Source organism: Algoriphagus sp. NBT04N3, from assembly GCF_019443765.1.
Lineage (GTDB): Bacteria > Bacteroidota > Bacteroidia > Cytophagales > Cyclobacteriaceae > Algoriphagus > Algoriphagus ornithinivorans.
The window spans coordinates 17504-32500 of the sequence record NZ_CP048415.1 but is presented as its reverse complement, the minus strand read 5'-3'; the positions used below and the strand labels follow the sequence as shown (position 1 = coordinate 32500).

The 14997-nt window shown below is 39.4% G+C and carries 14 protein-coding genes (1 of these 14 running past the window's edge); 1 reads left to right on the top strand and 13 read right to left on the bottom strand.

Annotated elements, in window-relative coordinates:
- The 4 genes in view from tsaB to rpmH are tightly spaced (at most 44 nt apart) and all read right to left on the bottom strand, a layout consistent with a single transcriptional unit that may run on beyond the window.
- Positions 1–486, bottom strand: partial view of a tRNA (adenosine(37)-N6)-threonylcarbamoyltransferase complex dimerization subunit type 1 TsaB gene (tsaB, locus tag GYM62_RS00165; RefSeq protein ID WP_219957852.1) — the 5' portion only. Its footprint begins 201 nt before the window's first position; only the first 486 of its 687 coding nucleotides appear in the window; its start codon is at positions 484–486; the stop codon falls past the left edge of the window.
- A 5-nt stretch (positions 487–491) separates the two neighbouring features.
- Positions 492–2153: a S41 family peptidase gene (locus GYM62_RS00160; protein ID WP_219957851.1), complete on the bottom strand. Its 1662-nt coding sequence runs from the start codon at positions 2151–2153 to the stop codon at positions 492–494.
- Positions 2146–2526 (bottom strand): ribonuclease P protein component, encoded by a 381-nt coding sequence (gene rnpA, locus GYM62_RS00155; protein ID WP_317042675.1) that lies wholly within the window; start codon positions 2524–2526, stop codon positions 2146–2148. Before rnpA ends, GYM62_RS00160 begins: the two co-directional genes overlap by 8 nt.
- Positions 2527–2570: 44 nt before the next feature.
- Positions 2571–2729, bottom strand: coding sequence for a 50S ribosomal protein L34 (gene rpmH / locus GYM62_RS00150; RefSeq protein ID WP_073570883.1), 159 nt, complete (start codon positions 2727–2729; stop codon positions 2571–2573).
- A 149-nt stretch (positions 2730–2878) separates the two neighbouring features.
- On the opposite strand from rpmH, the gene GYM62_RS00145 reads away from it, so the two are divergent.
- The gene (locus GYM62_RS00145; RefSeq protein ID WP_219957850.1) at positions 2879–4519 is read left to right on the top strand and encodes a M61 family peptidase; all 1641 of its coding nucleotides are present in this window, start codon (positions 2879–2881) and stop codon (positions 4517–4519) included.
- A gap of 50 nt (positions 4520–4569) precedes the next feature.
- Here GYM62_RS00145 and GYM62_RS00140 read toward each other — a convergent pair whose 3' ends face one another.
- The 9 genes from GYM62_RS00140 to lpdA form a co-directional block, all read right to left on the bottom strand.
- Positions 4570–6615: a pitrilysin family protein gene (locus GYM62_RS00140; RefSeq protein WP_219957849.1), complete on the bottom strand. Its 2046-nt coding sequence runs from the start codon at positions 6613–6615 to the stop codon at positions 4570–4572.
- A gap of 27 nt (positions 6616–6642) precedes the next feature.
- Entirely contained in the window at positions 6643–7971 is a 1329-nt protein-coding gene (locus GYM62_RS00135) for a pitrilysin family protein (protein ID WP_219957848.1), read from the bottom strand.
- Between the two features lie 209 nt (positions 7972–8180).
- Entirely contained in the window at positions 8181–9443 is a 1263-nt protein-coding gene (locus GYM62_RS00130) for a replication-associated recombination protein A (RefSeq protein WP_219957847.1), read from the bottom strand.
- Positions 9444–9619: 176 nt separating this feature from the next.
- The gene (locus GYM62_RS00125) at positions 9620–10636 is read right to left on the bottom strand and encodes a low specificity L-threonine aldolase (RefSeq protein WP_219957846.1); all 1017 of its coding nucleotides are present in this window, start codon (positions 10634–10636) and stop codon (positions 9620–9622) included.
- The gene (locus tag GYM62_RS00120; RefSeq protein ID WP_219957845.1) at positions 10626–11576 is read right to left on the bottom strand and encodes a glycerophosphodiester phosphodiesterase family protein; all 951 of its coding nucleotides are present in this window, start codon (positions 11574–11576) and stop codon (positions 10626–10628) included. Before GYM62_RS00120 ends, GYM62_RS00125 begins: the two co-directional genes overlap by 11 nt.
- Positions 11569–12024: a DUF2721 domain-containing protein gene (locus GYM62_RS00115; protein ID WP_091655394.1), complete on the bottom strand. Its 456-nt coding sequence runs from the start codon at positions 12022–12024 to the stop codon at positions 11569–11571. The genes GYM62_RS00120 and GYM62_RS00115 overlap by 8 nt, the downstream gene beginning before the upstream one ends.
- Positions 12025–12118: 94 nt before the next feature.
- Positions 12119–12943 (bottom strand): anti-sigma factor domain-containing protein, encoded by an 825-nt coding sequence (locus tag GYM62_RS00110; RefSeq protein ID WP_219957844.1) that lies wholly within the window; start codon positions 12941–12943, stop codon positions 12119–12121.
- The gene (locus GYM62_RS00105) at positions 12943–13476 is read right to left on the bottom strand and encodes an RNA polymerase sigma factor (protein ID WP_219957843.1); all 534 of its coding nucleotides are present in this window, start codon (positions 13474–13476) and stop codon (positions 12943–12945) included. Before GYM62_RS00105 ends, GYM62_RS00110 begins: the two co-directional genes overlap by 1 nt.
- Positions 13477–13564: 88 nt before the next feature.
- Complete coding sequence (lpdA, locus tag GYM62_RS00100) at positions 13565–14962, bottom strand: dihydrolipoyl dehydrogenase (RefSeq protein ID WP_219957842.1); 1398 nt, start codon at positions 14960–14962, stop codon at positions 13565–13567.
- Between the last annotated feature and the right edge of the window lie 35 nt (positions 14963–14997).

Genomic DNA, 14997 nt, shown 5'->3' with positions numbered 1-14997 from the left:
TCCTATGAAGCAAACTTTTCCTAAATCCAAATAAGATTGATAGATCCCCTCTGTTAAAACCTCTGCCTCTAATGCTCTTTTCACACTTCCTTCATTTGAAAAAACCTGACTATAAACTTCCATTCTCCTGGCGTCAAGCATTGCGATAATATGAAAGTCTTTATTTTCACCTTTGGCCTGATAAGCCAAAGCTTGAAGCGTATTCACAGTAATGAGGGGCAGGTTCAAAGCAAAAGCAATTCCTTTTGCAGTAGAAACTCCTATTCTCAAGCCAGTGTAGGAGCCGGGGCCCTCCGAAACGGCAACTGCGTTTAAATCTGATGATTGAAGCTTTACGGAGTCTAAAACCTCATCAATCAACTCCATGATTTTTTCAGCATGAACTCCTTTTTCGTTGAGCTCTTTCATAGAAAGCAATTGTCCTGATTGATGAAGGGCAATCGATAGTTTGTCCGTGGCTGTCTCTATAGAAAGAATATATGCCATGTAATTTATTTTGCAGATGCAGTCAGAATCTTGCCCAATTCAGAAGGTTGCTTAATCACTTCCAAAGCTTTCAGCACATCCTTATCCTTCAAAAGCCCGGCTTCGATCATTCCTTCCTGAAAATAATATCGGGATACAATTTCTTCAGAAATTACTTTTTTCACCTCGTCCTTATAAGTGATCAAGTCTTGCTCTTTACTATGATTCACCCTTTTTTCCAAAGCTTCAATTTGATCTTTGATCTCATTATAATAAGGCGCCTTTTCAGCATTCTTTTTCATATCCGACACAGACTTTTCTAAGTAAGTTGTGTAATCATACTCTTTACCTTCAAGCCACTTAATGAAATTCTGATATTCCTGATCCGTTATGCTGAACTCTCTAGGCTTACCTATGGATGGATGCTTATAAAAATATTCAGTGGCATAGTCAAAAACATGATTTCTCGCTACCAGACTATAAGTGATAGGAGCATATGTTTTAGATTCTATCATCTCATCAGGCTCAATTCCTGCTCCATCTCTGACTATTCTTCCATTTTTAGTCTTGAACTCTTTTCTCAAAGAGTCAGGAATGGAATATACCTCACCATTTTCTCTAGTTTGTGCATAATCTATCGCCTGAATACACCTGCCGCTTGGAATATAATATTTAGCGGTGGTAACTTTCATTTGAGCATTATATGTCAGTGGAATAGTGGTTTGTACCAATCCTTTTCCGAAAGACTTCCTTCCGATCAATACGGCTCGATCATAATCCTGCAGAGCCCCGGCCACAATTTCTGAGGCAGAAGCACTTCTTTCATTGATGAGTACGACTAGTGGAATATCTTTATCCAGAGGAGTTTTAGTCGTTTTATAGGTAAAATTCACATTTTCCAGCTTACCTATAGTTTTTACTACCTCTTTCCCCTTAGGAATAAAAAGGTTGACTATTTCCACTGCCTCACTCAAAAGACCTCCTGGGTTATCTCTTAGATCTAACACAAGCTTCTCAGCCCCTTGGTTTTTCAAAGCAATCAATGCATTTCTCACTTCTAGGGAAGCATTGGTAGTAAAGTCTCCCAACTTGATGTAACCTGTCTTTTCATCAAGCTTGCCATAATATGGTACGTTCTTAAGGGAAATCTTCTTTCTGACCAAGTTAAACTCCAATGTGTCTAGATTTCTTTTGACTTTTATTTTGACAGGGGTATTTGCAGGACCTTTCAGTAAATCAGAAACTTCTGAGGTATTCTTTTTTGAAACATCAACTGAGTCCACTTTCAAAAGCTGATCAGCGATTTTCAGCCCCGCAGATTGGGCAGGAAAACCAGTATAAGGCATTATAATAATATTCCCTTCACCTCTTCCTCCAATCAAAGCACCAATCCCTGCATATTCTCCTGTTGTTAACATCCTGAAATCAGCAGATTCTTCTTCTGGAACATACTCAGTGTAAGGATCCAATTCCTCAAGCATGGCATTAATTCCAATTGAAACCAATTCGTCAGGATCGATCTCATCCACATAATAGGAATCAAGTTCTCGAACTAAGGTTGCGAAAATATCTATGTTTTTGGCTAGAGCGAATAACTTGTCATTTTTCGCTTTGAATGCAAAAAATCCTGTCAAAAGCAATCCTCCACAAAGGATGATTACCATATATCGCTTTAATTGATTACTCATGGTGTTCGGAAACTTGGGTGGAAATTTGTTGTAAAATAGACACAACTTTCTTGGAAATAGTTGCAAAATCTATGGGCTCTGAAGCTACATATATCAGACCAATATGCAATCCTGACTCTGAAATTGTAAGTGAATGTTTGTTAAGACGGTAGGCTTCTTTCATCCTTCTCTTAATCAAATTTCTATCAACCGCCTTTTTGATTTTCTTTTTTGAAACGGAAAAAAGTACCTGAATAGTTTCCCCTTCCTGCTTTTTGGGTAAATACAGGACTTTAAAAGGGTATAAAAAAAAAGAGGAACCTTCGTTAAAAAGTTCCTTAATAGACTTTTGGGCATGAAGCCTTTCACTCTTGGGAAGTTTGTAATTCATCATCAGGTAAGGATTCGCATTAAAAATACGAAAACTACCTTGAAGAATTACTTCTTCAAGGTCTTTTCAGAGGATACAGATAGTTTCTTTCTACCTTTTGCTCTTCTGGCTTTAAGAACTCTTCTACCGTTGGCAGTGGACATTCTTTCTCTAAAGCCGTGCTTGTTTTTTCTTTTTCTGCGAGAAGGCTGGAATGTTCTTTTCATGATGGAATATCTTTAACTGATTGCTTTCTTTATGGTCTATTTGGAATTGGCCTTCCGGCTTACCCTCCAAAAAGGACTGCAAAGATATGCAGCCTTTTTTTAAATACAAACTGTACCTTTACAATTGTTGAAAGTCAATACCTTAATTCATGTACGAATTTCTATTTAAAAGCTCAAATCCACTATCACAGTTCCTCGAAATTGAACTTAAACTACCTATATCACAATCAGGGGAAGTACAATTACAGCTGCCATCATGGCGCGCAGGACGCTATCAATTTGCGAATTACGCTCAAAATATTCGAAAAATCAGTCTTTCTGACCAACAAGGGAAATCAATGCAGCTTAGGAAGAAGAGTAAAGACTGCTGGGCTTTCGATGCCAAAGTAAATCAGACATATTTTTTAAACTATGAATATTATGCTGGAAAAATGGATGCGGGATCTTGCTGGGTGGACGATCAGCAGCTTTATATCAACTTCGTCAATTGTTGCTTCGAAGTAAAATCCTCTGATGATTTTCCATATTCAATTGAAATACAAGATTCACGGTTTAAGGATTTTGTCTGCACCTTATCTAGAAAATCAGGTGGACAATTTCTAGCAGATAGTTTTCAGGAACTCGCAGACTCCACTTTTCTTACTTCAGAAAAATTAACCCATTGGGAATATGAGTCCAATCATGCCCAATTTCATATCTGGATAAATGGAGAAATAGCATTTTCAAAAACAGAATTACTTCAAGCTTTCAAGAACTTTACAGATAAATTAATTGCTGACTTTGGAGAGTTCCCAGAAAAAGAATACCACTTCATCTTTCAGCTATTGCCTTACAAGCATTTTCATGGAGTTGAGCATAAAAAAGGAACAGTCATCACATTTGGTCCAGCTCAGGAATTGTCCAACCCGGAACAATTTGGGGATTTGATGGGGGTGAGTTGTCATGAAATGTATCACGCATGGAATGTTTGCCGAATAAGGCCACAGGAATTATTGCCTTATGATTTTTCAAAAGAGAATTACAGCGAAGCTGGATGGATCTTGGAAGGAATCACCACATATATGGGTGACCTTTATTTGCTAAAATCCGGTTTTTTTAATCTGGATGAATATTTAAAAGAACTTGATAAAATAATTAGGCGAGTAAGTTCAAATTTTGGCTGGAGGAATAAAAACATACTGGACTCATCTCTGGAATTATGGCTAGACGGCTATCAAGAAGGCATTCCCGACCGGAAACAAAACATTTATGCAAATGGCTGTTTGGTTGCTTTCGCTATTGATTTGGAATTGCTTCAACAGGGTTCATCCTTAACAGAAGTCATGGGGGAGGCCTGGCAGCGATTCGGTAAACCTAATATCGGTTATGATTTACAGACGTTCTGGAAGCTGATCCAAAAGCGAGAAGGTCATTGGGACAGCCAAACTTTTTTTAGAAAATTTATTGCAGGGAATGAGGATATTCTCAAGTTGTTGGAGCAATTAATTCTGCCCTTTGGCATGAAAATTACAAAGAGTCCAAATGAAGAAATCCTAACCAAGCAGCTAGGAATCATTTTAAAGGAAGGTAAGATTCAGAAGATCCATCCTGAAAGTCCAGCCTACTTTAATTTGATGGTAGGCGATGAGATCGTTGAAAGCAAAATCAAATCTTCACAAATAACTCTGGAAGTAAAAAGGCTAAATGGAGGACAGCATCAATTGTCTTTTGATGAGGGTGGGAATTTCTTTCCTGTAGTTCAGGTGAAAAAAATGGAAGAAACATTACTGATGCAAAAATGGAGAAAATAAAAAAGCGGAGAACTATCTCCGCTTTTCTAATTTTTCTAAGAGAAGTACTCTTATTGAAAGTCTTCTGCTGTCAATTCAGGGTTTATCTCCAAAGAGGTAATCTTTGCTTCTAGAGGAACTGGAATCATCTGTGATTTGATAGTCCAAACCATAGGGAAAAGAACCCCTCCTTTTTCTTGATATTCTGAATAGAAAGTATCGCCTGATGCAGGATTTTCATTTTTGATTTTCAATCCGCTGTCAGCTGAGTAATAGTTGACCAACTGAGCTCCAGAAGGAGATTTGATAATTACTTTGTAAGCAGGAGTTCCCTCAACATCTTTTAACCCATCCAATTCAATAGAGTAACCTAATTCCTGATACCACGCCTCGGGGAATAGATAAGAATTGATTTTCGCCATTTCAAACTGCTCTCCTGTCAATTCCATTGTTTGGCCTTGGGCGCTGATAGATCCACTGTCTTCTAGGATAGTTGTGCTCTGCATCACATTTCCCATAATGAGCGTTTTTTGTCCATACTTTCCACCCTCAGCATCATAAACAGCCTGAAGAGTCAATTTATTCCCCATCACATCTGCTTCCATTGAAATAGAAGCTGTTTTGATCGCTCTGGCATTTTCTTTCCCGCCAATTGCAGAAAGATAATTTTCCATCACCATCTCTGCTGTCATATCTGCATCTGCGGTTAATTCCTTAGCCGGGAAGCCCATGTTATCATACATTTTCACTTCACCAAAACGAGCTAGTTTGTCTTTTATCTCTGAACCATTACCAACAGCAGTGATATAGAGTTTATCTGGCTCTATCAATTTTTTAGCAGTAGCATTAATATCAGCAACAGTAAGCGCATTGAGCTTCTGCAAATAAGTTTTATAATAGTCTGAAGGTAGATTATAGCGTTCGATGTTGAGTGCGAAGTTTGCAATGGTGGAAGGGCTTTCCAATGATCTACCGAAAGAACCGGAAAGGTTTGCTTTTGCTTTCTCCAATTCCTCTTCAGTCACTCCCTCATCCACAATCTTATTGAACTCATGTAGGAATTCAACTACTGCCGAATCCGTCACTTCAGTTCTGACAGAAGCATTGGCAGAGATTTGAGAAACCAATTTATCAGAACCGATGGAAGAATAAGCTCCATAGGTATAGCCTTTGTCCTCTCTAAGGTTTACAAATAGTCTTGAAGAAGATCCGCCTCCTAAAATTTGATTCAACAGCCTACTTGGAATATAGTCCTCATCTCCCAATTTCAATTGAACTGGTTGCGCAATATTGATTACGGTTTGAACTGAAGAGCTTCTATCTACCAAACCCACCACATTCTCAGATGATCTTGTTGGCATTTTGTATTCAAATGATGGGACTTTTCCAACTTTCCAATTGGAGAAATACTTCCTCACAACTGTTTGAGCCTCGGACTTATCCATATCACCAACAATCACCAAGTAAGCGATATTTGGTTTGAAAAAAGTATTGTAATATTCTTTAACATCCTCGACTGAAATATTTTTGACAGTTGCTTCAGTCGTTACCTCTCCATACGGATGATCTTTGCCATAAACCATTGCAGAACTTAGTCTGCTAGAAATGGCATTTGGATTATCCTTACTTGTGGCTAGGCCAGTCAATGTTTGCTTTCTCTGCTTTTCCAATTCATCTTCCGGAAACACAGGATTAAACAAAACATCAGTCATCAACTCCAAGGTTTTGTCCTGATGTTTTTTCAAGGAAGATGCAAAGATCGAAGTTGAGCCTGCTGAAAGGCTGGCTCCAATGAAGTCAATTTCTTCATCTAGCTGATCTTTTGTTCTATTTTTTGTCCCAGCCATCATCATTTGGCCGACAAAACCAGTCAAACCAGCTTTGTCTCCTTCCATTAGTGGATCTCGGTCCAATACAAGATTAAAAGTTACTCGAGGTAGTTTATCATTTTTTACCACAAAAACTTTCAGACCATTATCTAATTTGAAAGTTTCTGCATCGGCAATTTTTATCTCAGGAGCAGGTCCTGATTCTGGAAATTGACTTCGATCAACTTGTGCAAAGCCAATGGTGCTTGCCAAAAGAATGAAGATATATGTTGCAATTAGTTTTTTCATTTCATTGTTGATTTAAAGTTGAAACAATTATTCAGTAGCGTCTTTTGGTTTTGGCAAATAATACAATACCACTCTCCCATTGAGATTAAGATATTCATTAGCTACTCTTTTGATATCCTCTTGCGTCACTTTACTGTAATAATCCATGGTCTTATTGATATAATCTGTATCTCCATAAATCACATGAGCTTCTGCCAAATTTTGTCCAATACCTGATACTGAGGAATTACTGCTGACGATATTGTTCTCGATAATATTCTGCAATTTTTCAAAATCTCTATCTGAAATACCTTCCTGCTGTACCTGCTGAATCAACTTATCGATTTCCGACTCCAATGCTTGCGGCTCAACTCCCATATTGGTGATTCCATACATGATGAACAAACCTCCATCTTCCAATTCCAAAGGAATAGCAGCTATCGCCAAAGCTTTTTGTTGATTGTCAACCAGTTCTTTGGTCATCAAAGAAGAGTTACCACCAGTTAGGTAAGTTGAAAGCATGCTCAAAGCATAAGAATCCGGATGCGTCTGAGAAGGAAGGTTGTAGGCCTGAATTACTGCAGGAATCTGAATATTGTCATAGATAACATCTCTTATCTCCGCAGTCTTTTTAGGTTCAGCGACTTTTGGTCTATAGATTTCTTTATTGCTGCTTGGGATTTCTGCGAAATACTTTCTAACCCACTTTTCGGTCTGATCATAATCGATATCACCTGCAATTGTCAAAGTGGCATTATTTGGCACGTAAAAATCCTTATAGAATTGCTGGAATTCTTCAATTTTCGCAGCATTCAAATCATCCAAAGATCCAATTGGTGCCCATCTGTATGGGTGTACAGAATAAGCTCTTTTTAGCGTCTCAGGAAGAATGGTACCATAAGGCTGATTCTCATAGCGCTGACGATATTCTTCTTTAACTACCTCGCGCTGGGTCTCTACTCCTACCTGATCTACTTTGGAATGCAACATCCGCTCACTTTCCATATATAGAGTCAATTCCAGTTCGTTTGAAGGAACAGTCTCATAGTAGAAGGTGATATCATTACTGGTGAAGGCATTTAAAGTTCCCCCTCTTCCCTGGATGATATTCATATATTCTCCTCTTTCGATATTCTCTGTTCCTTCAAACATCAAATGCTCGAAGAAATGCGCAAAACCTGTTCGGTCTGGCTGTTCGTTTTTCGAACCAACATGGTACAATACTGAGGTGTTGACGATTGGAGTGGAATTATCTTTGTGCATAATGACGTGCAAGCCATTATCCAAAGTAAATTCCTTAAACTCAATCTTGTTTTGGGCTAAAACCGGGCTGCCTAGCAGTCCAACTACCAAGCCTAAAGCAGTTAGTTTTTTCATGGTAAAAATTAAGGGTTTGTTTTCTTACTAAAGTTAAATCTGTAAACTCTTGAGATTTGTTTAACATGTCCACTAATGGACAATATTTTTCAATATTGTTGATAAATATACCGTTAAACACAAATTCGCCCTTAAAAAATCATAAATAGCTGGAATAAAAAAATTTTCGTTGAAAAAATTATCTTAAATCAAAAACAGCCATTTTCCTATCAATAGCCATATTTTTCTCCCCACTTGGACTGAAGATATTTTCTCAACTCATTTTCTCTAGCGTTTTGACCAGGATCATACAGCTTCATTCCTTTTATCTCTTCTGGTAGAAACTCCTGATTCACAAAATTGCCCGGGAAATCATGGGAATATTTATAGGCTTTTCCATAATTCAAATCCTTCATCAATTTTGTGGGTGCATTTCTAAGGTGAAGTGGTACAGACAAGTCCCCCTTTTCCCGGACTAGGCTTTGAGCTTGATTGATCGCCATATAAGCGGCATTACTCTTAGGCGAGCTTGCCAAATAGGTCACGCATTGAGAAAGAATAATCCTAGCCTCAGGATAACCTATGATTTTGACTGCTTCAAAGCAATTGGTTGCCAAAAGTAAGGCGTTCGGATTAGCATTACCGATATCCTCAGAAGCTAAAATCACCAGTCTGCGTGCTATGAATTTGACATCTTCCCCTCCTTCGATCATTCTAGCCAACCAATACACGGCTGCATTGGGATCAGAGCCTCGGATGGATTTGATAAAAGCGGAAATAATATCATAATGCTGCTCACCGGATTTATCATAAAGCGCAACCTTTTGCTGAGCAATCTGCATCACTTTGTCATCCGTGATCACGCAGGGATTCTCGTTGATGCCATCAATTACTATTTCAAGAAGGTTCAGTAGTTTTCGTCCATCTCCCCCAGAAATTCGGAGTAAAGCGTCTGATTCTTTCAGTTCTACTTTTATTTTTTTGAGCTCGATATCTTGTTCTAAAGCTTGCTGAATCATAGCCTCCAGTTCTGCTTTTCCTAAGGAATTCAAGGTAAAAACTTGGCATCTGGATAGTAATGCGGCATTTACCTCAAAAGATGGGTTTTCAGTAGTTGCCCCAATCAATCGAATAATGCCTTTTTCCACTGCCCCTAAAAGTGCATCCTGTTGCGACTTGTTGAAGCGATGAATTTCATCGATAAAAAGAACCACCCCCATTTGAAACTTTGCCTTTTCAATCACTTCTCGAATGTCTTTTACACCTGAACTGATAGCCGACAGGGTATAAAAAGGAGCTTTGATCTCATTGGCGATGATATTAGCAATAGTTGTTTTTCCTACCCCAGGAGGTCCCCATAAAATCAAAGAAGGCACATTCCCAGACTTAATTGCCTTGTACAAAAAAGATTTTGGAGAGGACAAATGCTCTTGACCGATCAGATCATCCAATCTGGTGGGTCGCATGCGTTCGGCTAAGGGAGTAGAATTCATTTTTTCAGAAGCAAGAAATTAGAAGTATGAAACTATAAAGATTCACACATCATTTTTCACAGTATTATAAAGTTTCAAATTGAGTGTTTTTTCAATTTGAAATGGGAAAATAACATAAAAAAAGGCCTTTTCAGGCCTTATGAATTATTAAAGAAGGAAAATATCCTAGTCTGCCTTCACTTTGCTTTTTTTATCCTTTTCCCAAACTCCTCCAGTTGATCGTCTGTGAAATCCAAATGTGTAACAAAACGAACCAGATCTTTTCCAAATTTGACCGATTTGATATTTTGATCGGAAAGCTTTTTCATAAATTCCTCGGGAGTGGTTCCTTCCAACCTAGCAATGACAATATTGGTCGCTACGGGAAAAATTTCTGATACTACAGGCAAATCACCCAGCATTTCTCCCAAAGACTTTGCACGGGCATGATCCTCTTTTAGCCTATCTACTTGATGGTCCAATGCATAGATTCCTGCAGCAGCCAAAAAACCGGCTTGGCGCATGCCTCCACCAAAGGCTTTTCTTACTTTTCTGGCTCGTTTGATGTCCGATTTGCTTCCAACCAAAGCTGAACCCACCGGACAACCCAATCCTTTGCTAAGGCAAATAGAAATGGTATCAAAAGTAGCTCCCCAATCTTGAGTTTTCTCGCCGCTGGCTACCAATGCATTAAAAAGTCTCGCTCCGTCCAAATGAAGCTTAATCCCCTTTTCTTGACAGAGGGTTTGAATAGGCTTGATTTCATCCAAGGTGTAAATACTTCCCCCTCCTTTATTCATCGTATTTTCCAGGGAAACCAAAGTTGTCTCAGGAGCATGCACATCATCTGGATTGATGGATTCAGCGATTTGCGCTGCTGTGATTTTTCCCAAGTCTCCTTCCAATAATTTCACGGAAGCCAAAGAATTAGCCATAATCCCTCCACCTTCATATAAATAAATGTGTGAGTACTTGTGGCAAATGACCTCTGTCTGAATCTGGGTATGCAATCGAATCGCTATCTGATTTGTCATGGTTCCAGACGGACAAAACAGCGCTGCTTCCATGCCGAATAGTTTGGCTATTTTTTCCTCTAAAGCATTTACTGTGGGATCTTCTCCAAAGACATCATCTCCTACAGGGGCAGAAAACATTGCTTCTTTCATCCCTGGAGTAGGACGTGTTACTGTGTCGCTTCTTAAATCAATTAACATGGGTAAAATAGGGGGATTTTGAGCTTTTACTTGGGCTTAGGTTTTTGATAATTTGAGCTGCTTCTATCGGTCTATCGGTAGCTAAGATATCTGCCCCATTCTGAATAAATGAAGCATAGATTTCATCGCCTCGAGCCTCGGCTCTTCTATCCAGGTTTCCTATCACACCGAGAATAGTAAAAACTCCTTTTAGGTGAAGGGCCTGATTAAATTCCTTTGATCTTTCAGTTACCCCTGTGAAAGCAATAACTCGGTCCCAGGGTATATCTGTTTCTTCTAAGCGCTTGATTTCATTTTCATTTCGGATAGTCACTGAAAGCATTAAATCCGGGGCTAGCATATGAAGTTTTTTGGCAGCTGGAAAAGTATAAGAAATCAAAGCCGCGTAGGCTTCAGACTCTGTTTTTCTGACCGTTTCAATTACTTTTTCAAAAGGAACAGAACGTTTTATGTCCACAGTCAAAGGCGCTTTTCCTTTCGCCCAGACCAAAGCCTCCTCTAGGGTAGGAACTCGGAATTCAGTCAAATTACCATCCATATCCTCCAAGAATAATCCCTCGATGTATTCAAAAGTAACCTCATTGACTTTCCCAGTTCCATTGGTTGTCCGATCCAAGTCATCATCATGCATCAAAACAAGGACTGAATCTCTGGTCATAGCCACATCCAATTCGATTATTGCCGGAGTGTGCTTTAATACATTTTCAAAAGTTTCGATGGCATTTTCAGGAAAACCTGGGTAAGGTCCACCTCTATGTGCAGAAACCAAGGGAATTCGATCGGAAGTCCAGGAATAAAACTGTCGTGTTTCTTCTAAATTGATCAGCTTAATTTGATGAACTTCACTCTGATCGGAAGTTTCAACAGCCGATTCAACCGGTTTATTTTGACATGTGGTAAAAAGCAGTATCCAGCTTACTGCCATGAATAGTTTATTCATTCTTTTTGTTTTCTTTTCTGAAAAATACATCCAAGCTGCTTATACGCTTCTCGAAGACCTCTTCCATATCTGAAAGTTCCAAATTGAGAGCTTTGGTAGAAATTTGAATCTCAATCAGGGATAGCCCCAGAGAAACCAGCAAAGCTCCCATGCTACCTACAAACACCCAATTTGCGGCTACGGTATAGCCTTGGAAAAGCAAATACATACAAATGATGCATAATAAAAAGCTGAATACTCCGAAAAGCTGCATGTTTTTGATCAATGTCAGTCTTCTCCTAAGATTATGAATTTGCTCAACTATAATCTCTTGGTCCGGAGACTTCATGTAGTTTTTATGAAGTCCTCTTATAAGACTGGCTATGGCCAAAAATCGATTAGTAAAAGCAAGCATCAGCAATGTAATTGCCGAGAAAAGCAATGCCGGAGTAGAAAGTTGGAGTTCCATGGGTAAATAAATGATTTGCTAGTCCCTAAGTTCAGAAAAAACAATAAAAAAGCCCGTTCTTTTCAAAACGGGCTTCAATTTAATTCTAATTAGATTAGGCGACCTCACCCAATACCACCAACTTCTCTAAGGTTGGGGACTGCGAACCACCTTTAGGTTCTATGGTAATTGCGAAGGCTCCTGCTTCAGCTACAGCTTGCATTTGCTGCAAGGTAAATCGCTCACCTGGATTGACCAGACCGATTCCCACAGGACCATCCGGTCCAATAGCCCAAAGCTGATAATCATATTCTCCACCCAGAGAATTCAGCTTATTCACTGCAATGAATACTTCTTGCTGTCCTTGATCCCAAAAGACATCAACTTTAGCATCCTTTTGCATTTCAAATGCCTCACCTTTCATCTCAACTCTTTTAAAATCACCCGCTACTAGGCGATCGAGTCTTGAGTCGGTTTCCTCGTATTGGAGCTTAACCTGGTTGAGATTATCAGCCAATACTTCCTGTTCCTGAACTAAGGCAAGGAACTGTTCTTCTGTTTCGTAAAATTTACTCGCAAAATATATTGCGAGACCTGAGGCAATTACTGCCACAATGCTTGCCGCTACTGCAAATGGTTTCCAAGGAGAAATTTTCACAACCTTTCCGGTCTCTTCCGGAGCAACTGTAGGCTTCAACTCTTTTACAGGAGCAAAGTCCTTTTCAAGGTCGGCCATTATTTTCTCTTTCAACCCTGCAGAAGGTATAGGAGCGCTTGCTTGGTCAAAAGCTAACATTGCTTCCTCGATCTCATCTAACTCTTTCTGAATCTCGGGATGCTGTTTAGCTAAGGCCAGAACCTCTTCACGCTCGCGATCAGACAACTCTCCTAATAAGAAGAGCTCCAATTTACCTGATTCTATGTATGCTTGAATGTTCACTAGATTCTGTCTATGTTCTTTTTTAGTACTAATAACGCAGCCCGGACTCTGGATTTAACAGTGCCGAGGGGGATCTCAAATTCTTCGGAGATTTCAGAATGGGTGTATCCTTTGAAATAAATATACTCAATTACAAATTTTTGATCCTCATTGAGCTCATTCATCAGTTCTTTTACTCCTATGCCTTCGACATGTTCCTCAGTTCCTGACTGACTTTCAAGACCATATACGAAATCATCTATTCCATTGGTCTTACTGGATTGAGAAATTTCTTTAGATCGAAGTTTATCAATGGCAGAATTTCTGCAAATATTGGCCATCCAGGTATATAAGCGGCCTTTTGATTCTTCGTAGGAGTCGATTTTTCGAGTGATTTTGATAAATGCATCGTGAAAAACTTCCTCTGCAATATCCTGATCAGATATAATTCGAAAAATGACACCCAGCAGCGCACGGGAGTACTTTTCGTATAAGTAGTCTACCGTTTTTTTATCTCGGGCCCTAAGCCCTTGTATGAGTTGGTCTTCCTGCAAGAGTGAAACGCGGTTGGTTGAAATGGTTAAAAAGAAAACACCAGACTTTTGTTTAAGTCTGGTGCCAAAATACTAGATATTTTTTGCATTACAAGTGGATCACCTCATCATATGCAGCTGCTGCCGCTTCCATTACTGCCTCAGACATAGTAGGGTGAGGGTGAACGGTTTTGATCAATTCGTGACCAGTTGTCTCTAATTTGCGAATAGCAACGATTTCAGCAATCATTTCAGTCACATTGGCCCCGATCATATGGGCACCTAGAAGCTCTCCATATTTTTTATCAAAAACCAATTTCACAAATCCATCCTTAGCTCCTGCGGCAGAAGCTTTACCAGAAGCTGAGAATGGAAACTTGCCAATTCTTACTTCATAACCAGCTTCTTTTGCTTTTGCTTCGGTATAGCCAACTGAAGCAATCTCAGGAGAACAGTAGGTACAGCCTGGGATATTATTGTAATCCAATGGCTCTGGGTGATGTCCGGCAATTTTCTCAACACAGATAATTCCTTCAGCGGAAGCAACGTGAGCCAAAGCTGGCCCTGGAACAACATCTCCTATCGCATAGTAGCCTGGCATATTGGTTTTGTAGTACTCATCTACTTTGATTTTTCCTTTTTCCACCAAAATCCCAACATCTTCCAATCCACAATTTTCCAAATTGGAAACAACACCAGCTGCTGAAAGCACTACATCACATTCTAAGGTCTCTTCCCCTTTGGATGTTTTTACGGTCACTTTACAGCCAGATCCTTTAGTATCTACAGCAGTCACTTCAGAAGAAGTCATGATCTTCATTCCTGCTTTTTTGTAGGTTTTTTCCAATGCTTTGGAAACTTCAACATCTTCAACAGGCACAATTCTATCCATGTACTCAACGATAGTCACTTCTGTGCCGATGGAATTATAAAAATATGCAAACTCAACTCCGATAGCACCTGAACCAACTACCACCATTTTCTTAGGCTGCTTTTCCAAAGTCATGGCCTTTCTATAACCGATGATTTTTTTGTCATCAATTTTCATGGAAGGCAATTCTCTGGATCTTGCACCCGTTGCGATGATAATATTATCTGCAGAGTAAACCGTCTTTTTTCCGTCCTTATCTGCTACTTCGACCTTTTTACCTGGCTGGATTTTCCCCCAACCTGCGATGATTTCGATTTTGTTTTTTTTCATCAGGAACTGTACGCCCTTGCTCATTCCGTCTGCCACACCTCGGCTTCTTTTGACCATTCCTTCAAAATCAGCTTTGGCATCTTTTACCGTGATACCGTAATCAGCAGAGTGATTGATGTATTCAAAAACCTGTGCACTTTTCAATAAAGCTTTGGTAGGAATACAGCCCCAGTTCAAACAAATCCCTCCCAACTCTTCAGCCTCTACAATGGCAGTTTTCAGTCCTAACTGAGAAGCTCTAATAGCGGCAACGTAACCACCTGGCCCGCTTCCCAAAACAATTAAATCAAATTTGGTCGAAGACATATCTTATATACTTGTTTAATAACGATTTGAAACTA